This window comes from Pseudomonas sp. BNK-44-b (assembly GCF_047456245.1).
Taxonomy (GTDB): Bacteria; Pseudomonadota; Gammaproteobacteria; order Pseudomonadales; family Pseudomonadaceae; genus Aquipseudomonas; species Aquipseudomonas machongensis.
Genome location: NZ_CP179908.1, coordinates 5,228,849 through 5,247,684, shown reverse-complemented (window position 1 = coordinate 5,247,684; position 18,836 = coordinate 5,228,849). Strand labels below are relative to the sequence as shown.

Annotated in this window: 18 protein-coding genes; 10 read left to right on the top strand and 8 right to left on the bottom strand. The window is 61.6% G+C overall.

Annotated elements, in window-relative coordinates; genetic code table 11:
- Positions 1-51: 51 nt before the first annotated feature.
- Entirely contained in the window at positions 52-1,428 is a 1,377-nt protein-coding gene (locus ACMGGG_RS23710) for an amino acid permease (protein WP_112899509.1), read from the bottom strand.
- A gap of 480 nt (positions 1,429-1,908) precedes the next feature.
- Here ACMGGG_RS23710 and hcnA point away from each other — a divergent pair, with 480 nt between their 5' ends.
- Genes hcnA through hcnC form a run of 3 tightly spaced genes read left to right on the top strand, consistent with a single transcriptional unit; the run spans position 1,909 to position 4,867 of the window.
- Positions 1,909-2,223, top strand: a complete 315-nt coding sequence (gene hcnA, locus ACMGGG_RS23705; RefSeq protein ID WP_054892997.1) for a cyanide-forming glycine dehydrogenase subunit HcnA — start codon at positions 1,909-1,911, stop codon at positions 2,221-2,223.
- Positions 2,220-3,614, top strand: coding sequence for a cyanide-forming glycine dehydrogenase subunit HcnB (hcnB, locus tag ACMGGG_RS23700; protein WP_112899508.1), 1,395 nt, complete (start codon positions 2,220-2,222; stop codon positions 3,612-3,614). The genes hcnA and hcnB overlap by 4 nt, the downstream gene beginning before the upstream one ends.
- A gap of 2 nt (positions 3,615-3,616) precedes the next feature.
- Positions 3,617-4,867, top strand: a complete 1,251-nt coding sequence (hcnC, locus tag ACMGGG_RS23695) for a cyanide-forming glycine dehydrogenase subunit HcnC (RefSeq protein ID WP_112899507.1) — start codon at positions 3,617-3,619, stop codon at positions 4,865-4,867.
- A 209-nt stretch (positions 4,868-5,076) separates the two neighbouring features.
- Here hcnC and lpdA read toward each other — a convergent pair whose 3' ends face one another.
- Entirely contained in the window at positions 5,077-6,477 is a 1,401-nt protein-coding gene (lpdA, locus tag ACMGGG_RS23690; protein WP_054892994.1) for a dihydrolipoyl dehydrogenase, read from the bottom strand.
- Positions 6,478-6,682: 205 nt separating this feature from the next.
- Between lpdA and cfaB the strand changes: the two genes are divergently transcribed.
- Complete coding sequence (gene cfaB, locus ACMGGG_RS23685) at positions 6,683-7,867, top strand: C17 cyclopropane fatty acid synthase CfaB (RefSeq protein ID WP_063541884.1); 1,185 nt, start codon at positions 6,683-6,685, stop codon at positions 7,865-7,867.
- A 40-nt stretch (positions 7,868-7,907) separates the two neighbouring features.
- Here cfaB and cls read toward each other — a convergent pair whose 3' ends face one another.
- On the bottom strand, positions 7,908-9,347 hold the full coding sequence (cls, locus tag ACMGGG_RS23680; RefSeq protein ID WP_414154530.1) for a cardiolipin synthase: 1,440 nt from the start codon (positions 9,345-9,347) through the stop codon (positions 7,908-7,910).
- Positions 9,348-9,477: 130 nt separating this feature from the next.
- On the opposite strand from cls, the gene ACMGGG_RS23675 reads away from it, so the two are divergent.
- A complete protein-coding gene (locus tag ACMGGG_RS23675; protein ID WP_054892991.1) occupies positions 9,478-10,008 on the top strand; it encodes a DUF3617 domain-containing protein in 531 nt (176 codons plus the stop codon).
- 4 nt (positions 10,009-10,012) lie between these two features.
- On the opposite strand, the gene folE2 is transcribed toward ACMGGG_RS23675, so the two are convergent.
- A complete protein-coding gene (folE2, locus tag ACMGGG_RS23670; RefSeq protein ID WP_112899506.1) occupies positions 10,013-10,900 on the bottom strand; it encodes a GTP cyclohydrolase FolE2 in 888 nt (295 codons plus the stop codon).
- A 25-nt stretch (positions 10,901-10,925) separates the two neighbouring features.
- A complete protein-coding gene (locus ACMGGG_RS23665; protein ID WP_112899505.1) occupies positions 10,926-11,309 on the bottom strand; it encodes a glutamine synthetase in 384 nt (127 codons plus the stop codon).
- A gap of 113 nt (positions 11,310-11,422) precedes the next feature.
- On the opposite strand from ACMGGG_RS23665, the gene zigA reads away from it, so the two are divergent.
- The 3 genes from zigA to ACMGGG_RS23650 all read left to right on the top strand — a co-directional run bounded on the left by zigA (position 11,423) and on the right by ACMGGG_RS23650 (position 14,319).
- Positions 11,423-12,631, top strand: a complete 1,209-nt coding sequence (zigA, locus tag ACMGGG_RS23660) for a zinc metallochaperone GTPase ZigA (RefSeq protein WP_414154529.1) — start codon at positions 11,423-11,425, stop codon at positions 12,629-12,631.
- Entirely contained in the window at positions 12,628-13,260 is a 633-nt protein-coding gene (locus ACMGGG_RS23655) for a DUF1826 domain-containing protein (RefSeq protein ID WP_112899503.1), read from the top strand. The genes zigA and ACMGGG_RS23655 overlap by 4 nt, the downstream gene beginning before the upstream one ends.
- Before the next feature lie 84 nt (positions 13,261-13,344).
- The gene (locus ACMGGG_RS23650; RefSeq protein ID WP_112899502.1) at positions 13,345-14,319 is read left to right on the top strand and encodes a CobW-like GTP-binding protein; all 975 of its coding nucleotides are present in this window, start codon (positions 13,345-13,347) and stop codon (positions 14,317-14,319) included.
- Here the strand turns inward: ACMGGG_RS23650 and ACMGGG_RS23645 are convergent, their stop codons facing one another.
- Positions 14,320-14,712 (bottom strand): DUF3301 domain-containing protein, encoded by a 393-nt coding sequence (locus ACMGGG_RS23645; protein WP_054892985.1) that lies wholly within the window; start codon positions 14,710-14,712, stop codon positions 14,320-14,322.
- Between the two features lie 120 nt (positions 14,713-14,832).
- Between ACMGGG_RS23645 and pdxY the strand changes: the two genes are divergently transcribed.
- On the top strand, positions 14,833-15,705 hold the full coding sequence (pdxY, locus tag ACMGGG_RS23640; protein WP_112899501.1) for a pyridoxal kinase PdxY: 873 nt from the start codon (positions 14,833-14,835) through the stop codon (positions 15,703-15,705).
- A 1-nt stretch (position 15,706) separates the two neighbouring features.
- On the opposite strand, the gene ACMGGG_RS23635 is transcribed toward pdxY, so the two are convergent.
- Positions 15,707-16,186 (bottom strand): acyl-CoA thioesterase, encoded by a 480-nt coding sequence (locus ACMGGG_RS23635; protein WP_054892983.1) that lies wholly within the window; start codon positions 16,184-16,186, stop codon positions 15,707-15,709.
- Between the two features lie 325 nt (positions 16,187-16,511).
- Between ACMGGG_RS23635 and ACMGGG_RS23630 the strand changes: the two genes are divergently transcribed.
- Positions 16,512-18,272 (top strand): cation:proton antiporter, encoded by a 1,761-nt coding sequence (locus tag ACMGGG_RS23630; protein WP_063541866.1) that lies wholly within the window; start codon positions 16,512-16,514, stop codon positions 18,270-18,272.
- A 134-nt stretch (positions 18,273-18,406) separates the two neighbouring features.
- Here ACMGGG_RS23630 and ACMGGG_RS23625 read toward each other — a convergent pair whose 3' ends face one another.
- Positions 18,407-18,814, bottom strand: a complete 408-nt coding sequence (locus ACMGGG_RS23625; RefSeq protein ID WP_063541864.1) for an SMI1/KNR4 family protein — start codon at positions 18,812-18,814, stop codon at positions 18,407-18,409.
- Between the last annotated feature and the right edge of the window lie 22 nt (positions 18,815-18,836).

Below are 18,836 nucleotides of genomic sequence, written 5' to 3'. Positions count from 1 at the left end.
GCAAGTTTGGTTGCCTCCGATTTCTATTTATTTAAAAGTTAAGTGTTCGATTCAAGTCCGCGCCAGCTCCCGCACTTCGCCACCCCGGCGCTTGCGCACCATGAAGTACGCCGCCACGATCACCAGCAAGGTCACCAGCACCAGCCAGAATTGAAAACGCGTCGCGGGGTCGATCGCCTGTGTTGCCAGCACCGACACCAGCGCCAGCAGCGCAATGACGTTGGTCAGCGGGAAGCCCCAGGCCCTGAATGACGTTGGGTCCACCACCTCATGCCGGGTTTTCAGGCGCATGCCGACGTGGGCGAAAATGATGAAGATCCAGACGAAGATGATGAACGCGCCGGTGCTCCTGGCCAGGGTCAGGAAGAGATCGCCGCCGCTGATGAAGTGCAAGGTCAGAATCGTCACGCAAATGCAGAACGCCAGTGCCAGCGCATTGATCGGAACGCCCTTGGCGTTGGTACGGGCGAACAGCGCCGGGGCATGTCCGCGCTGGCTGAGCGAGAACAGCATGCGCGAGTTGGAGAACATGAACGAGTTCATCACCGACATGAACGACACGAACAACACCAGTTTCATTGCCACCGCCGCGCCCTTGAAACCGGCGAGGGTGAACAGCGCGACGTAGGGCGAGGCGAGGTTGGCCTTGTCGGTCCAAGACAGGCAGAGCACCAGGATCGACACGGAACCGACATAGAACAGCATCACCCGCACGATCACGCTCTTGATCGCGCGGATCACGTTCCGGCGCGGGTTCTCCGATTCACCGGCAGCTACAGCGGCAATTTCGCTGCCGCCCAGCGAGAAGATCGCCACGATCACCCCGGCCATCACTGGCGACAGGCCGTTGGGCATGAAGCCGCCATGGTCGGTGAGGTTGACCAGGCCGGGAGCGGGGATGTTTTCCTGCCAGCCCAGCAGGATGGAGGCGCCGAGCAGCATGAAGATAAGGATGGTGACCACCTTCAGCGCCGCCAGCCAGTACTCCACTTCGGCGAACGAACGCACCGAGTAGGCGTTGCTGGCGATCAGCGTCACCAGCATGATGAAGGCGCCGATCCAGATCGGCAGCCAGGGCATGAAATCGTTGAGGATCGCGCCCAGCAACACGGCTTCGAGGGTGATGGTCATCATCGACTTGAGCCAGTACAGCCAGCCCACGGTGAAGCCCGCCCAGTTGCCGAGGTAGGTGTTGGCGTAGGTCGAGAAGGAGCCGGCGTCAGGATTGCGCGAGGCCATCTCGCCGAGCATGAACATCACCAGGGTGACGATGATGCCGCCGATCACGTAGGACAGAATCGCGGCCGGGCCGGCCGAGGCGATCAGGCTGCCGGAGCCGACGAACAACCCAGCGCCGATCACACCGCCAAGCGCGATCATGGTGATATGCCGCTGCTTGAGGCTTTGCTTCAATCCGTTGTCTTGCATGTCCAGACTTCTCTTATTATTGGAAGAAACCGGCGCGTCCTGCGAGCGGCAAGTGCTCGCGGATCTACCTGCACGGGCGGCGCCATCAATCGAGGTCTTGCTTCAGGCAATGCCTATCCGAGCCGACACCTTGGGCAAAGCGGCGCGTCATCTCAAACGAATTCTGCGCACAACATCCTGCGGATTTTTCCTGAGGTCAGTTCCGACGCCGATGCGCTTGAGACCATCGATGAATAACTTGAGCTACCCGGAAGCGTCGTGGCGAGGGGGGGCATAGCATGTTCCTCAAAGGGATGGGTGGCTAACCTGGGCGATGCGCAGTATGGATTTCCCTACCTCGACGGGTACTGCATCAGAAAAAACCAGGTCATACGCTGACAAAATCCTAGGAAGCTTCCTTCAATTCCTACGGCTTAGGTCAATATCTCCTCACAGTGCTTTGGCGTACCGTCGAGTCCTCTTCAAACAAGGACGAAGCCCATGCAATCACTGGAGCGAGTGCTCGACATACAGCCTGTCGTGCAGGCTGACATCACCTTTCAGATCAATGGCCAGACGGTGCAGGCCGCACAAGGCGAGACGGTACTCAGCGTGCTCAATGCCGTTGGCCTGCGTCAGCTGGCGCGCAACGACCACGGTCAGCCAGCTGGCGCCTTCTGCGGTATGGGCGTTTGCCATTGCTGCCTGGTGGCGATAGACGGGCGGCCCAAGCGCCGAGCCTGCCAGACCGTGGTTCGGCAGGGGATGCGGGTGGAGACCGAGGTCAATCGCCTGGCCCTGGAGGTGCAGTCATGAGTCTGCGGCCGGTGATAGTGGGAGGCGGCTCGGCGGGCATGGCCGCGGCCATCGAGTTGGCCGAGCATGGCGTCGACTGCCTGCTGTTCGACGAAGCCTCGCGGCCGGGTGGCGTGGTCTATCGCGGGCCGCTGCGTGCCGGTGTCGACCTCGGTTACCTCGGCGCACGCTACAGCAAGGCCCTGCACACGCTGCACGAAGACTTCGCCAGCAGCGCCGAACACATCGACTTGCGCCTGAACAACCGTGTGGTTGGCGGCGATCATGAGCGCCTGATGGTGCTGGATGCCGACGAGCAACTGCATGAGATCGACTATTCCCATCTGCTGCTGTCGGCCGGCTGCCACGAGCGCAATGTGCCATTCCCCGGCTGGACACTGCCTGGCGTGATGCTGCTGGGCGGGCTGCAGTTGCAGATCAAGAGCGGTGTGGTCAAGCCGCTGGGCAGCACCTTGATCGCAGGTACTGGCCCGCTGCTGCCACTGGTGGCCTGCCAACTGCATGCGGCTGGCGCCAAGGTTGCCGGCGTTTACGAGGCCTGCGCCTTCAACCGTATCGCCAAGGAAAGCCTGGCGCTGCTGAACAAACCGCAGCTGTTTCTCGACGGCCTCAGCATGCTGGCGTACATGAAGCTCAACGGTATTGCGATGCACTATGGCTGGGGTGTGGTCAGCGCCAGTGGAGAGGGTGAACTGCGCGAAGTCAGCCTTGCGCCCTATGGCCAGGATTGGAAAGCCGACATGAGTCGGGTGCGGCGCGAGCCGGTGGACACCTTGGCGGTCGGTTATGGATTTATCCCGCGCACCCAGCTCAGTCAACAGTTGGGGCTGGCGCATGGGTTCAGCGACGACGGCTACCTGCGCGCGACATGCAATGTCTGGCAGCAGAGCAGCCAGGCCCATATCCACCTGGCCGGCGACATGGGCGGTATCCGTGGTGGCGAGGCAGCGATGCTGACCGGGCGCATCGCTGCGGTGTCGATCCTGCAGCAACGTGGCGTGCTCGACGCCGCCCAGGCCATCGAGCGGCGCGAGCAGTACTTGGGCAAGCTGGCCGCGATCACGCGGTTCAGGGCGGGTGTCGAGCGCTATACCCAACGTGGCGCAGCGCAAATCGAGCTGCCGCAGGCCGACACGGTGATCTGCCGCTGCGAGCACGTCACCCGTAGCGATATCGACCTGGCGCTTGAGCAAGGCGTGCAGGACATGGCCAGCCTGAAGATGCGCACGCGGGTGAGCATGGGCGACTGCCAGGGGCGCATGTGTGTGGGCTACTGCAGCGATCGCCTGCGCGCCAGCACCGGGCGAGCGGATGTCGGCTGGCTGCGACCGCGTTTCCCGATCGATCCCATCCCATTTTCCGCATTCCAGCACCTGGCCACGGAGGCCTGAGCATGAACAAGACCTATGACATCGTCATCGCCGGCGGTGGGGTGATCGGCGCCTCCTGTGCCTATCAGTTGTCCAAGCGCAAGGGGCTGAAAATCGCCCTGATCGACAGCAAGCGCCCGGGCAATGCGACACGTGCCTCGGCTGGCGGCCTGTGGGCCATCGGCGAGTCGGTAGGCCTGGGGTGCGGCGTGATCTTCTTTCGCATGATGTCCTCGCGCAACAAACGCGAGGCCCATGGCGCAGCAGTGGCGGTGGATTCGAGCACGCCGCATATCCTGCCGCAGTGCTTCTTCGATCTGGCACTGCAATCCAACGCGCTTTATCCACAGCTGCACCAGGAATTGATCGAGCGCCATGGCATGGACTTCAAGTTCGAGCGCACCGGATTGAAGTACATCATCCAGGACGATGAGGACCAGCTGTACGCCGAGCACATCGTCGCGCAGATCCCGCACCTGGCGGACCAGGTGCGCTGGCTGGATCGCCAGGCACTGCGTGAGCGCGAGCCCGCGGTGACCCTGCAGGCCAAGGGGGCGCTGGAGTTCCTCTGCGATCACCAGGTCAGCCCGTTCCGTCTGGGCGACGCCTACCTGGAAGCTGCGCGCCAGAACGGCGTCGATCTGTATCTGAACACCAACATCACCGATGTGCTGCAGGTGAACTCGCAGATCAAGGGTGTGCGCACTGCCGAGGCGGGGGTTTTCCATTGTCACACCTTGCTCAATGCCGCTGGGGCTTGGGCGGGCGAGCTCAGTGAGTGGGCCACCGGTACTTCGATTCCGGTCAAGCCGGTGAAAGGTCAGATCGTTCTCACCGAACGTTTGCCCAAGCTGCTCGAGGGCTGCCTGACCACCAGTGATTGCTACATGGCGCAAAAGGATAATGGCGAGGTACTGATTGGCAGCACTACGGAAGACAAGGGCTTCGATGTCAGCAATACCTTCCCCGAAATTGCCGGGTTGGTTCAGGGGGCGGTGCGGTGTGTACCGGAGCTGGCGCAGGTGAGCCTGAAGCGTACCTGGGCGGGGTTGCGTCCCGGGTCGCCGGACGAACTGCCTATTCTTGGCCCTGTGGACGAGGTGACGGGTTACTTCAACGCCTGTGGACATTTCCGTACCGGGATTCTCACCTCGGCAATCACCGGCGTGATGCTGGACAAGGTTATCCACAACGAGCCACTGCCGCTGGATATCACACCTTTCCTGGCGAGACGTTTCGGGCGGGCTGTGGATAAGAACTGGGCGGTGGGGTAGGGCATGGGGGGCCGCTCCTGCAGGCTTGGTAGCCGCTGCAGGAGCAACTGTCTTGTCCAAAATCTAAAGGTCAGCCCAATCCCTGCGAGAGCGGCGTTTCGGCGCCCCGACTTGTCCCGCGAACACGGGCGTAGCCCGTGCCAGGCAGCGCGGTGTCCTTTTCGCGGGTAAACCCGCTCCCACAGGGGCCTGCGCTGCTTTTGTTGGACTTAGATCTGCATCGCCATCCCTTCCACGTTCATCGCTGCCTGGCGTAAGGCTTCGGAGCGAGTCGGGTGTGGGTGGCAGGTCAGGGCGATATCCTCGGCCGACGCGCTGAACTCCATGGCCACGCAAAACTCGCCGATCATCTCGCTGACGCTCGGCCCGACCAGATGCACACCTAGCACCTCATCGGTCTCGGCATCGGCCAGCACCTTGGCGAAGCCTTCGGTCTCATGGTTGATCTTGGCGCGGCTGTTGGCGGTGAAGGGGAACTTGCCGACCTTGTAGGCACGGCCCTCTGCCTTGAGCTGCTCTTCGGTCTTGCCAACGCTGGCCAGTTCCGGTCGTGTATAGATGACGCCGGGGATCAGGTTGTAGTTGACCTCATGGGCCTTACCGGCAATACGCTCGATGCACGACACCGCTTCGTCTTCGGCCTTGTGCGCGAGCATCGGGCCGGAGGTGACGTCGCCGATCACCCAGATGCCGGGCACTTGGGAGCGGTGGTGGTCATTGGCGAGCATGCCGCGTTTGTCGGTCTGCAGGCCGACGCTCTCCAGGTTCAGGCCCTGGGTGTACGGGCGGCGGCCGATGGCGACCAGCACATAGTCGGCCTCCAGGGTTTGCGCATCGCCGCCGGCGGCAGGCTCAAGCGTCAGGCTGACGCTGCTCGCCGAAGGCGTGGCCTGGGTCACCTTGCTGCCGAGCTTGAAGCTCATGCCCTGCTTGGCCAGGGCTTTTTGCAGGGTCCTGGCGGTTTCCTCGTCGGTGCCGGGGCAGATGCGGTCGAGGTATTCGATCACGGTCACCTCGGCCCCCAGGCGACGCCAGACCGAGCCCAGTTCAAGGCCGATCACGCCTGCGCCGATGACCACCAGATGCTTGGGGACCTGCGGCAGCGCCAAGGCGCCAGTGGAGTCGATGATACGTTGGTTATCGATATTCACCCCTGGCAGCGGGGTTGGCTCGGAGCCGGTGGCGATCACGATATCTTTGGCCTGAAGAGTGGTTTCGCTGCCATCCTCGGCCTTGACGATGACCTTGCCGACGCCGTCGAGGCGGCCCCAGCCCTTGACCCAGTCGACCTTGTTCTTGCGGAACAGGTACTCGATACCCTTGGTCAAGCCGCTCACGCTTTCGTCTTTCTGCTTCATCATCTGCGCTAGGTTCAGCGTCGGCTTGACCTCGATGCCCAGGTGCGCGAACTCGCTGCCGCTGGCCGCTTCGTACAGCTCGGAGGCGTGCAGCAGCGCCTTGGAGGGCATGCAGCCGACGTTCAGGCAGGTGCCGCCGAGAGTCGAACGTCCTTCGACGCAGGCCACGCTCAGGCCCAACTGACCGGCACGGATGGCCGCGTTATAGCCGCCAGGGCCGCCACCGATGATCACCACATCATAGGATTTCATGGGATTCACTCCAGGGAAGAAGAATGCGCGAGAGGGGCACAAGGTTAGTCGCTGAATGGAGGATTGTATACAATCTGTCGATCGCGGCATGGCCGATAGCGTTGGACTATGGTCGCTATTAAAGGAAACTTCCAATGAATGAACTACCCTGATCCGGTGACGCTCGAATTCTTGTACGGCGTCCGTAATTGAAAGGGGGTCTTTCATGCTTGCGCAACTTCCACCTGCGTTGCAGAGCCTGCACTTGCCTTTACGTCTTAAGCTGTGGGACGGCAACCAGTTCGATCTAGGGCCTAGCCCGCAGGTCACCATCCTGGTCAAGGAGCCTCAGTTGATCAGTCAGCTGACGCACCCGAGCATGGATGAACTGGGCACAGCCTTTGTCGAGGGCAAGCTTGAACTCGAGGGGAACATTGGCGAAGTCATCCGCGTTTGCGACGAGCTCAGCGAGGCTTTGCTCAAAGACGATGAAGATGTAGTCCCGGTGCGCACCTCGCACGACAAGAAAACCGACGCCGAAGCCATTTCCTACCATTACGACCTGTCCAACGAGTTCTACCAACTGTGGCTCGATCCGGACATGGCTTATTCCTGCGCCTACTTCAAGGAGCCGGACAACACCCTCGCCCAGGCCCAGCAAGACAAGTTCGACCATCTGTGTCGCAAGCTGCGGCTGCAGGCCGGCGATTACTTGCTGGACGTCGGCTGCGGTTGGGGCGGCCTGGCGCGTTTTGCCGCACGCGAATATGGCGCCAAGGTGTTCGGCATCACCCTGAGCAAGGAGCAATTGACGCTGGGGCGCCAGCGGGTCAAGGATGAGGGGCTGGCCGACAAGGTCGACCTGCAGATTCTCGACTACCGCGACCTGCCCCAGGATGGCCGTTTCGACAAGGCGGTCAGCGTCGGCATGTTCGAGCACGTCGGCCATGCCAACCTCGAACTGTACTGCCAGCGACTGTTCGGCGCCGTACGTGAAGGCGGCCTGGTGATGAACCATGGCATCACCGCCAAGCATGTGGATGGTCGGCCGGTTGGGCGAGGTGCTGGGGATTTCATCGATCGTTATGTATTCCCGCACGGCGAGCTGCCGCACATTTCGATGATTACCGCGCGTATCTGCGAGGCAGGGCTGGAGGTGGTAGACGTGGAAAGCCTGCGTCTGCACTACGCCAAGACCCTCAATCACTGGAGCGAAAACCTCGAGAACCAGCTGCATCGCGCTGCGGCGCTGGTGCCGGAGAAGACGCTGCGGATCTGGCGGCTGTACCTGGCCGGATGCGCCTATGCCTTCACCAAGGGCTGGATCAATCTGCATCAGATTCTTGCAGTGAAGCCGTATGCGGATGGCCACCACGACCTGCCGTGGACGCGAGAGGATCTCTATCGTTGATCAAGACGGGGCCGCCTTTGCGGCCCCGCTTCTTTTCTGGCTACAGAATCGGTGAAATCAAGCGCGCGATGCGCATCCCCAGCTGCTGCAGCCGATGAGTGTCGCGGCTGTCTTCGGCGGTTATCTCCCGCGATTGCTCGAAGTCGCACAGCAGCATGGCCTCGACCTGGTCGGCAAAGGCGCGGTCGATGGTCAGCAAGGTGATCTCGAAATTCAGCCGGAACGAGCGATTGTCCATGTTGGCGCTGCCGATAGCGCTGACATCATCGTCCACCAGGATCACCTTCTGATGCACGAAGCCCGGCTGATAACGGAATATGCGCACCCCGGCCCGCACAGCTTCGAAGGCGAACAGGCTGGAGGCGGCATAGACGATCTTGTGGTCGGGCCGTGACGGAATCAGTATCCGCACATCGACGCCGCGCAGCACTGCTAGGCGCAGTGCCGCGAAGACGGCTTCGTCTGGAATGAAGTAGGGGCTGGTGATCCAGATACGCCGTGTTGCCGACTGAATCGCTTCGACGAAGAACAGTTGGCAGGTCTCCTGTGGATCCGCCGGGCCGCTGGCAAGCACCTGACACAGTACGCCATCTTCTGGATAGGCATCGGGCAGGATCAGCGGTGGCAGCTCACGGGTGGCCCAATACCAGTCTTCGGCGAACGACTCCTGCAGACAGGCCAGCACCGGTCCGCTGACCTGCACGTGGGTATCGCGCCAGGGTGACAGGCGTGGATTGCCGCCCAGGTACTCATCACCGACGTTGTGCCCACCGACGAAACCCTGGAGTCCGTCAACCACGACAATCTTGCGGTGGTTGCGGAAGTTGACCTGGAAGCGGTTGAACCACCCACGGCGCGAGGAGAAGGCCTGGATCTGTACACCGCCCTCGCGCAGCACCTGGCTGTAGCGCGTCGGCAGGGCATGGCTGCCGACCTGATCGAACAATACGTAAACCCTTACACCTTCGGCGGCCTTGCGCAGGAGCAGTTGTTGCAGCTCCTGGCCGATGGCGTCGTCGTGGATGATGAAGAACTGCACCAGCACCGTGTCCCGCGCCTCGCCGATGGCCGCGAAGATCGCGTCAAAGGTCGCAGTGCCATCGATCAGCAATTTCACCTGGTTGTTGGCCAGGCAGGGCATGCGGCCAAGCTTGGGCATGGCACGCAGTGCCGCGTAGCTTTCCGACTCCCGGGCGGTCAGGGCTTCCTCCACCCAGGGGCGCCAGTTGAGGTCGGCCATCGCCACGTGCATCTCCTGGTTGGCCTGGCGCCGTGCCTGGATGTAGGCGTAAAAGGAGCGGGCGCCAAAGACCAGATAGGGCACCAGGGTCAGGTAGGGAATGAAGAACAGTGACATTGCCCAGGCGATTGCGCCTTGAGCGGTACGCACAGTGAACACCGCATGCAGCGCAGCGATGATGCCCAGGAAGTGAATCAGTCCGAGCAGGTAACCGAAGAAGTAGGGGCTGTGGTAATCCATACGCATCCTGCATTCCAAGAGCACTGCCGCCTAACAGAGCATGTTCCCGGGGCCACTTGCAACCCGCGGGCGAAAAAGACGTCTAAGGCTCTGTCCGGCCTGTAGCCGGTATTTCGAGGAGCACTGATCCATGAAGATTCGTCTGCCACTGATTGCCCTGGCACTGGGCCTGGGCAGCCCGCTGCTGGCGCAAGCGCAGATGCTGCAACCCGGTCTGTGGGAGTTGACCACCAGCAACATGCAGGTCGACGGCAAGCCATTGCCCGACATGGCATTCATGCTCGGCCAACTGAAGAACCTGCCGCCGGAGCAGCGCGCCATGATGGAGGGTGCCTTGGCCAAGCAAGGCATTACCGTGGGGGGCAATGGAGTGCGCTCGTGCCTGACGCCAGAGCAGGTGGCTACCAATGATATTCCGCTGCAGGATCCGCAGTCGGGTTGCACGCAGAAGATCACCGACCGTCAAGGCAACGTCTGGAAGTTCCAGTTCAGTTGCCCCAAAGCCCAAGGCACCGGTCAGGCAACCTTCCTCAGTGATCGCGAATTCACCACCCAGGTCAGCGGCACCTTCAATGCCTCGGGCGTTCAGCAGCAGGGCAGCATGAACACCCGAGCGGTGTGGCTGGGTAATGATTGCGGGAACGTACGTCCACGCAGCTAGCGCCTCACCATTGCCACTGGCTGGCAGCCACTGCGTCGTGGGCATGCAGGCTTTCCGCATGTTCCACGCGCAGATCGAAGCCGGTGGCCCATTCCAATTCGCGCAGCGCCAGGTGCACGCGACGCGCAGCATCTTCACAGAACATCAGGTTCTGACCATTGGCCAGGGCGAACGCCTGTTCGTCGGCTCTTTTCACGGCCGTCTGCACGGCGGTACCCAATGCGTTTTCCACGGTATCGATCAGCGCGTTGAGCGGAAGCGTTTGCAGGTTGTCCCGCAGACGCACCTTGATGAAGGCCTGGCTGCGCTGGCTGTGGGGCGTCGCAACGATACCTGCACTGCTGCCCAGCCATTGCAGGATGGCCTGTGGATCGAGCGTCTGGTTGGCGAAGTCCGTGAGAAACTGCTGCTGGATGAGCTGGCGCGCCAGCGCAGCGGAGCATGGGCAGGTGGATGAATAGGGGATTTCCACGTGTTGTTCCACGTGGAACATTTCGTTTTCGATGCGTGCATCAAGGGTGATCGGGTAGCGCTTCCAGCCCTCCAACGGGCTGACAAGCGCTGGACGCTTAATCAGATAGTCGAATTTCAGGCGCAGGTAGGCGCTGGACGAAAGCCCTTCATGGCTGTCGAGAAAGCGGGCCAGGAGCTGGCGCAATGCCAAGGGCGTCAGTTCGGTGTGCTCCAGTGCCTCCAGCGCAAGGTAAAGGCGCGACATATGGATGCCGCGCGATTCACCATCATCCAGGCTCACGCCGGCATCAGCCCAGGCGCTCAGGCGGTACCCGTTCAGTTGCACAGGCAGGGCGATACCGCGCATACCGACCCAATCCAGGGGTTGGAGCTTGTGGCTGGTTTGTGCGGCGATGTCGGGAAGCATCAGGCTGGTCATCGATAGAGTCCATGAAGAAGGGGCTTCAGCGGCAACCTCCGATCAAGCTGCAATGCAGGTTGAAACGTTGGCCGCTTGAGCTGGATACGCGGTTCAGGGTGGTCCAGCCGACGCGCCGGCTGTAGCCCACCCAGGCTTCGCCGTCGCTGGCCAGGCCGGTGAAAAAGGTCATCTGTCCATAGCGGCTGTTGGTCTGCGCCCAGAGTCGTCGACTGTTGCTGTCATACCCGCGCAGATGAAAGTCTCGGCCTTCGGTTCGCACACTGTAGTAACTGCCTTTGCCGTCTTCGCACGCCAACAGCGTGGCGCTGCGGGTGCACAACGCCAGGCCGGGCTGTGGGATCGCAGCGTAGAGCGGGATGGGCACGGCAAGTGCCAGCAGCAATAGGGCGAGGGTCGAGTGCTTCATGTCCATCCTCTCGAGCAGCCGTTCGACAGACGCGGCTTGGCGAAATTGTATTGTTATATTATAACGTTGTGCAATGCATCGTTTCGAATGCGCTTTGCCCGATGAGGTTCACCATGACCAACCGTCTTCCCGTTACCGTGCTGTCCGGCTTCCTCGGGGCCGGCAAGAGCACGCTGCTCAACCATGTCCTGCGCAACCGTGAAAACCTGCGGGTTGCGGTGATCGTCAACGACATGAGCGAAATCAATATCGATGCCAGCGAGGTACAGCGTAATGTGAGCCTCAATCGCGCCGAAGAAAAGCTGGTCGAGATGAGCAATGGCTGCATCTGCTGCACCCTGCGCGAAGACCTGCTCGAGGAAGTGGCCCGGCTCGCCGACGAAGGCCGCTTCGATTACCTGCTGATCGAATCCACCGGTATTTCCGAACCACTGCCGGTGGCCGAAACCTTCACCTTCCGCGACGAACAGGGCCGCAGTCTCTCCGACATGGCGCGCCTGGATACCATGGTCACGGTGGTCGACGGCCTTAACTTCCTGCGGGATTACCAGGCGGCGGACAGCCTGGCCAGTCGTGGCGAAACCCTGGGTGAGCAGGACGAACGCTCCATCAGCGACTTGCTGATCGAGCAGATCGAATTCGCCGACGTGTTGCTGCTGAGCAAGATCGACCTCATCAGTCAGCACGAACGCGAGGAACTGACCGCGATCCTGCGCAGCCTCAACGCCCTTGCCCAGATCGTGCCAATGGTGATGGGCCAAGTGCCGCTGGAGCGTATTCTCGATACCGGGCTGTTCGACTTCGAGCAAGCGTCCCAGGCGCCGGGATGGTTGCAGGAACTGCGCGGCGAGCATGTGCCGGAAACCGAGGAGTACGGCATCGCCTCGACCACCTGGCAGGCACGCAGGCCGTTTCATCCACAGCGCTTTTTCGACTTTATCCACAACAGCTGGAGCAATGGTCGGCTGCTGCGTTCGAAAGGATTTTTCTGGTTGGCCAGCAAGTACCAGGAAGCGGGCAGTTGGTCGCAGGCAGGCGGCATGATGCGTCATGGGCTGGCGGGTCGCTGGTGGCGTTTCGTGCCGCGTGAGCAGTGGCCGCAAGATGAAGAGAACCTCGAAGCGATCCTCAAGCAGTGGACGGTCGATTCGGGCGACTGTCGCCAGGAGCTGGTGTTCATCGGTCAGAACATCGACTTCGCACGGTTAACCACAGAGCTTGAAGCGTGTCTGCTGACGGACGAGGAGATGGAACTGGGGCCGATGGCCTGGTTGCGCCTGAATGATCCGTTCGGCCCCTGGTATGAAGAGGCGGCAGCATGAAGGCGGCACCTCGGCTTGTGGATATCCGCCAGGCGTTCGGCGAGTCGCCGCAGGTGATGACAGAAATCCTGCAGGATGGCGTCAACCTGGCCGTGTGGCAGCGACGCTTACCGGCGCAGGTCGAGGACTTCGCGGCCCTGCTGCTCAATCTTGGCCAGCCGATGTCGGATGAGCGTGTGATGGAGGTGGATGAGCGTCAGCCACCGGTGTTGCATCGCTTGCTGCCCGAGGCGGCCGATCTGCACGGTTACGAAGGTTTTGTGGCTGACGTGTCGTGGTTGGTGGCGGCCTATACCTGCCTGCTGGGCGCGCGCCGCGTGGGCTTGCGGCTGAGGCTGCTCGACGGGGCGATGTGCCCGCGCTTTCATGTGGATCATGTCCCACTGCGTCTGCTGACCACCTATGCGGGCGCCGGCAGTGAGTGGTTGGAAGAAGGCGACATCGACCGCAGCCGCTTGCAGCTGGCCGAAGCACCTGTGGATAACATTCGGCGCTTGCAGGCAGGGGACGTGGCCTTGCTCAAGGGCGAGAAGTGGTTGGGTAACGAGGGGGCGGGGCTGGTGCACCGCTCGCCGCCGACGCCGCCGGGAGAGAAGCGGCTGTTGTTGAGTCTTGATTGGTTGGGGTGAGGGTTCTGCCCGCGAAGAGGTCCGTAAAGGCAACGAACCTGCATCCACGATAGACTGGCATCACGTCCACCTAGATTCTGAGCCATGTTGCAGCACATTCCCACCTACGTCATCGCCGGCCCACTGGGCGCAGGCAAGACCAGCCTGATTCGTCACCTGCTCGGTCAGCGTCCGGAAAACGAGCGCTGGGCGGTGCTGGTCAATGAGTTCGGCCAGATCGGCCTCGACGCTGCGCTGCTCAGCACCGACGTGGCCGGCGTTGCCATTGGCGAGGTGGCAGGCGGTTGCTTGTGTTGTGTCAACGGGGCGCCATTCCAGGTCGGCCTGGGGCGTCTGCTGCGCAAGGCCAAGCCCGACAGGCTGTTCATCGAGCCTTCCGGCCTCGGTCATCCCGTGCAATTGTTGGAACAGTTGAGGCACGCGCCCTGGATTGGTGTGCTGGATGTCCAGCCCCTGCTGATGGTGCTGGATGCTGCTGCCCTGGCGCGGGGTGAACCGCTGCCCGATGCGCAACAGCGCGCAGTGGCGCAGGCGGGGTTGTTGATTTTCAACAAGTCAGAAGATGTGGATGATGCACAGCGTCTGTTGATAACTGCGCCGTTTGGCGAAATCAGGGCGGTGTGGACGGATCATGCTGCGCTTGCCCTGGATAACCTGCCCATTCTGTCCACAGAGCCTTTACCCCCAGGGGATCTTTCCACCCTGCCTGTGGACAGTGCACCCGTCAACTTGGCTGCCCTGTGGACAGATCTGCGCCAACCCATCGGCCAGGCGCAGCAAGGTGAGGGCGGGTGGAGTGTTGGCTGGCGCTGGCATCCGAGCCAGCGCTTCGATGAGGCTGCATTGCGTGGCGTGCTCGCGCAATGGGCGTGGCGGCGAGCCAAAGGGGTTATCCACAGCACCCAGGGTTGGCAATCATTCAATGGCCTGGAGCGCGGTGTGCCTGAGTGGCGTTCAAGCGAATGGCGCAGGGACTCGCGTATCGAGCTGATCTTCGATCAGCCCCAGCCGTTGCAGCCCCTTCAAGCAGCCTTCGAGCACTGCCGCGTAAACGGCTGATCAGTTGCGCCAGCGGTTGTGCTCCTGGCGCCATTGCTGCATTTCGATGACGTTATCGGTGCGCGGCGGGGTCTTGATCTCGAACGGGTAGGGTGCCAGTTCGATCTGTACGGTATGGGCGCCGAACTGGGTCACGGTGCCGGGGTGACGCTGTTCGCCGGTAACGGTGAACTCGAAGGCATAGACCCGTGCCAGACGCTTGCGGCCATTGGCATCGCGTACGAAGGCGATGCGCTTGAGGGCCACGGCGTCGTCTAGCAGCTCCAGGTCGAGCTTCGCACAATGCTGCTTGACCCGTTCCAGCGCCTTCTCTCGCAAGCCATGGTTGTGCCACAGCCAGGCGCCAGCCGTCGCCAACAGCATCAGGACGAACAGGTTCTCCAGGGTCAACATTTGCATATGCTCCAGACAGGTGGCTTCAGCTTAACTGCGTGCCTGGCCTGTCGTACAGGTGGCTTTCGGGTTCATACTGATCGACTTTCACTTATCCACACAGCTTCGGAAGTCTCCTGCATGAAACGTACACCGCACTTGCTCGCGATCCAGTCCCATGTGGTCTTTGGCCATGCCGGAAACAGCGCCGCGGTGTTTCCCATGCAGCGCATCGGCGTCAATGTCTGGCCGCTCAACACTGTGCAGTTCTCCAACCACACTCAGTATGGCCAGTGGGCTGGCGAAGTGCTTGCTCCGGAGCAAATTCCTGCGTTGGTGGAAGGCATTTCCAATATCGGCGAGCTGGGCCATTGCGATGCAGTGCTGTCGGGTTACCTGGGCAGTGCCGAGCAGGGGCGGGCGATCCTGGCCGGCGTCGAACGGATCAAGGCGGTCAACCCGCGTGCGCTGTACCTGTGCGACCCGGTGATGGGACACGCCGAGAAGGGCTGCATCGTGCCCCAGGAGGTCAGCGACTTCCTGCTTGAGCAGGCGGCGTCCGTGGCCGACATCCTCTGCCCGAACCAGCTCGAGCTCGACAGTTTCTGTGGTCGGCATGCGCAGTCGCTGGAAGATTGCGTGGCCATGGCGCGCAGCCTGCTGGCACGTGGGCCGCAGGCGGTACTGGTCAAGCACCTGGCCTACCCGGGGCGCGGCGAGGATGCTTTCGAGATGCTGCTGGTGACCCGCGAGCAGAGCTGGCACCTGCGCCGCCCGCTGCTGGCGTTTCCGCGTCAGCCGGTTGGAGTTGGTGACCTGACCTCGGGGCTGTTCCTGGCGCGGGTATTGCTGGGCGATTCGTGGCTGCAGGCCTTCGAGTTCACCGCGGCGGCGGTGCACGAAGTGCTGCTGGAAACCCAGGCCTGCGCCAGCTACGAGTTGCAGCTGGTGCGGGCGCAGGACCGTATCGCCCATCCGCGGGTGCGCTTCGAAGCACAGGTGCTGGCGTTCTAGATCACTCGGTCTTCAGGTCCTGGTAGCGCTTCTCCAGCTCCTGGCGGATCTGGCGGCGCTGCTGGCCCTGCAGGAAGCGGCGCTTCTCTTCGCTGTTCTGTGGCTGACGTGGCGGCACCGCGACCGGGCGGCGATTGTCGTCGACCGCGACCATGGTGAAGAAGCAGCTGTTGGAGTGGCGAACGGAGCGCTCGCGGATGTTCTCGGTCACCACCTTGATGCCCACTTCCATGGAGGTATTGCCGGTGTAGTTGACCGAGGCGAGGAAGGTCACCAGTTCGCCGACGTGCACCGGCTCGCGGAAGATCACCTGGTCCACCGACAGGGTCACGACATAAGTACCGGCATAGCGGCTGGCGCAGGCATAGGCCACTTCGTCGAGGTATTTCAGCAGGGTGCCGCCATGTACGTTGCCCGAGAAGTTGGCCATGTCCGGCGTCATCAGGACGGTCATGCTCAGCTGGGCGTTTCCAGGTTCCATAGTGTGCTCACGGTGAGGTTGCGCTGAAACGGGGCGGGTATCTGCAGACACTTCTGTTCCCCTCTGTTGAGGTTTCCCATCCTGGAAACGGACGTCGCTCGACGGTCCGTCGTCACGCCGATCATGCCATTACCTCGCGCGCTTTTGCCGATCTGTTTCTACATATTGCACGGGCGTTTGACGAGCGGACGCGATGTTACCCTGAGTACGCCCATGCAACATGGGTGTTCCACCTTTCAACACAATTTGTACTAGCTGCTCGATCGGGGATGGCCTGGCAGAGGAGCGGTCTGCCCCCGTGCGTAGAGAAAAGGAGTGCCACGCCATGCATGCCATAAGCTTCATCCAGGATCTGGCCGTGATCATGCTGGTCGCAGGGGTGGTAACCATTCTTTTCCACAGGCTGCGCCAACCGGTGGTGCTGGGCTACATCGTCGCCGGTTTCATCATCGGCCCTCACACGCCGCCGTTCGGCCTCATCCACGACGAAGACACGATCAAGACCCTGGCCGAGCTCGGGGTGATCTTCCTGATGTTCTGCCTGGGCCTGGAGTTCAGCCTGCGCAAGCTGTTCAAGGTGGGGGCGACTGCCTTCATCGCTGCCTTCCTCGAAATCGTGCTGATGATCTGGATCGGCTTCGAGATCGGCCGCTGGTTCGGCTGGAGCACCATGGACTCGTTGTTCCTCGGCGCCATCCTGGCGATCTCCTCGACGACGATCATCGTCAAGGCGCTCAACGACCTGAAGATGAAGAACGAGCGGTTCGCGCAGTTGATCTTCGGCGTGCTGATCGTCGAGGACATCCTCGGCATCGGCATCATCGCCCTGCTCTCAGGCATTGCGGTCAGCGGTACGGTCAGTTCCGGCGAGGTGTTCTCCACCGTCGGCAAGCTGTCGCTGTTCATGATCGTGGCGTTGGTCATCGGCATCCTGCTGGTGCCACGGCTGCTGGCCTACGTGGCGAAGTTCGAGAGCAACGAGATGTTGCTGATTACCGTACTGGGGCTGTGCTTCGGCTTCTGCCTGCTGGTGGTCAAGCTGGAGTACAGCATGGTGCTGGGCGCCTTCCTGATCGGTGCGATCATGGCCGAATCACGCCAGTTGCTGAAGATCGAGCGCCTGATCGAGCCGGTACGCGACCTGTTCAGCGCCATCTTCTTCGTCGCCATTGGCCTGATGATCGATCCGCAGGTGTTGATCGACTACGCTTGGCCGATCGTGGTGATCACCCTGGCTGTGGTGTTGGGCAAGATGCTGTCTTGCGGCATGGGCGCCTTCATTGCGGGCAACGATGGACGTACCTCATTGCGTGTGGGGATGGGGCTTTCACAGATTGGCGAATTCTCCTTCATCATCGCTGCCCTGGGCATGACCTTGCAGGTCACCAGCGACTTCCTCTATCCAGTCGCAGTGGCCGTCTCGGCCATCACCACCTTGCTCACGCCTTACCTGATTCGTGCTGCGGATCCCCTGTCGATTCGCCTGGGCAAGGTGGTACCGCAGCGCTTGTCGCGGGTGCTGTCGCTGTATGGCGAGTGGTTGCGCAACATTCAGCCTCAAGGCGAGGGCGCCATGCTGGCGGCGATGATCCGGCGCATCCTGCTGCAAGTGGGGGTGAACCTGGCACTGGTGATCGCCATCTTCTTCAGCGGTGGTTACTTCGCGGTACGCATCGGCACCTGGTTGAGCGAATGGATCGGTGATGTCGGGCAGCAGAAGGCGGTGATCTGGGGTGCGGCATTGTTGTTGTCACTGCCATTCCTGATCGCCGCTTATCGCAAGCTCAAGGCGCTGTCGATGCTGTTGGCGGAGATGGGGGTCAAGCCGGAGATGGCCGGGCGACACACTCAGCGCGTGCGCCGCGTGATTGCCGAAGTGATTCCGCTGTTGTCGCTGCTGGTGATCTTCCTGCTGCTGTCGGCACTGTCGGCGAGCATCCTGCCGACCAACGAGCTTTTGCTGGTCATCGCCGTAGTCGCGGCCGTGGTGGTCGCGCTGCTGTGGCGTTGGTTCGTGCGCGTGCATACGCGCATGCAGATCGCCCTGCTGGAAACGTTGGAGAACAGCCGCGATCACTCGCATTGAGGGGTGATCGCTCCCTGCGCAAGACTTCATGGTAGTCCGAGGGGATCAGGCGGTAACGATGTCGCCAGGCGCAGAAAGCCTGGCGATTCTACGAGTAGTTAATGGCGGTATGCCATTATTTTGCGTGTTCGGGTTCAGCTTTCCAGCCAGACATCCCGCGCCCAGTGCCACACCGACTCCCAGCTTTCCTCGCCAACGATTTCTTCGTCGCCATCCCACAGCACCACCGTGCCGTCTTCCTCGACGCAGTAGTAACTGTCGCCGTCCTGGCAAAGGGGGATCAGGTCGCGTGGTACGCCGGCATCCCAGGCATTGGCGGCAACATCAGGCAAGTAGGTGTGCGACTGCGGGTCGGTGACAGTGACCGGCTCGAGGGAGCCGTAGACCACGTCGCTGACGGTCAGCAGGAATTCCTTGAAGACGAAGGGAATGTTGATGAACAGTTGTTCTTCGATTTCGACCAGTTGGTCTTCGTCGGGAAGCTCCAGGGGCACGGGTACTGGCTCATTGGCTTCACGGAGTTGTTCGATCACTTCTTCCACAGTTCACTTCCTCTTACCTTGA

Coding starts and splice junctions, on each gene's coding strand:
- lpdA (WP_054892994.1), bottom strand. CDS start 6,477: ATGAAATCCTATGATGTGGTGATCATCGGTGGCGGCCCTGGCGGCTAT.
- ACMGGG_RS23675 (WP_054892991.1), top strand. CDS start 9,478: ATGAAGATTCGTCTGCCACTGATTGCCCTGGCACTGGGCCTGGGCAGC.
- ACMGGG_RS23655 (WP_112899503.1), top strand. CDS start 12,628: ATGAAGGCGGCACCTCGGCTTGTGGATATCCGCCAGGCGTTCGGCGAG.
- folE2 (WP_112899506.1), bottom strand. CDS start 10,900: ATGACCAGCCTGATGCTTCCCGACATCGCCGCACAAACCAGCCACAAG.
- cfaB (WP_063541884.1), top strand. CDS start 6,683: ATGCTTGCGCAACTTCCACCTGCGTTGCAGAGCCTGCACTTGCCTTTA.
- hcnC (WP_112899507.1), top strand. CDS start 3,617: ATGAACAAGACCTATGACATCGTCATCGCCGGCGGTGGGGTGATCGGC.
- ACMGGG_RS23645 (WP_054892985.1), bottom strand. CDS start 14,712: ATGTTGACCCTGGAGAACCTGTTCGTCCTGATGCTGTTGGCGACGGCT.
- zigA (WP_414154529.1), top strand. CDS start 11,423: ATGACCAACCGTCTTCCCGTTACCGTGCTGTCCGGCTTCCTCGGGGCC.
- ACMGGG_RS23710 (WP_112899509.1), bottom strand. CDS start 1,428: ATGCAAGACAACGGATTGAAGCAAAGCCTCAAGCAGCGGCATATCACC.
- cls (WP_414154530.1), bottom strand. CDS start 9,347: ATGGATTACCACAGCCCCTACTTCTTCGGTTACCTGCTCGGACTGATT.
- ACMGGG_RS23630 (WP_063541866.1), top strand. CDS start 16,512: ATGCATGCCATAAGCTTCATCCAGGATCTGGCCGTGATCATGCTGGTC.
- ACMGGG_RS23650 (WP_112899502.1), top strand. CDS start 13,345: ATGTTGCAGCACATTCCCACCTACGTCATCGCCGGCCCACTGGGCGCA.
- hcnB (WP_112899508.1), top strand. CDS start 2,220: ATGAGTCTGCGGCCGGTGATAGTGGGAGGCGGCTCGGCGGGCATGGCC.
- pdxY (WP_112899501.1), top strand. CDS start 14,833: ATGAAACGTACACCGCACTTGCTCGCGATCCAGTCCCATGTGGTCTTT.
- ACMGGG_RS23635 (WP_054892983.1), bottom strand. CDS start 16,186: ATGGAACCTGGAAACGCCCAGCTGAGCATGACCGTCCTGATGACGCCG.
- hcnA (WP_054892997.1), top strand. CDS start 1,909: ATGCAATCACTGGAGCGAGTGCTCGACATACAGCCTGTCGTGCAGGCT.
- ACMGGG_RS23665 (WP_112899505.1), bottom strand. CDS start 11,309: ATGAAGCACTCGACCCTCGCCCTATTGCTGCTGGCACTTGCCGTGCCC.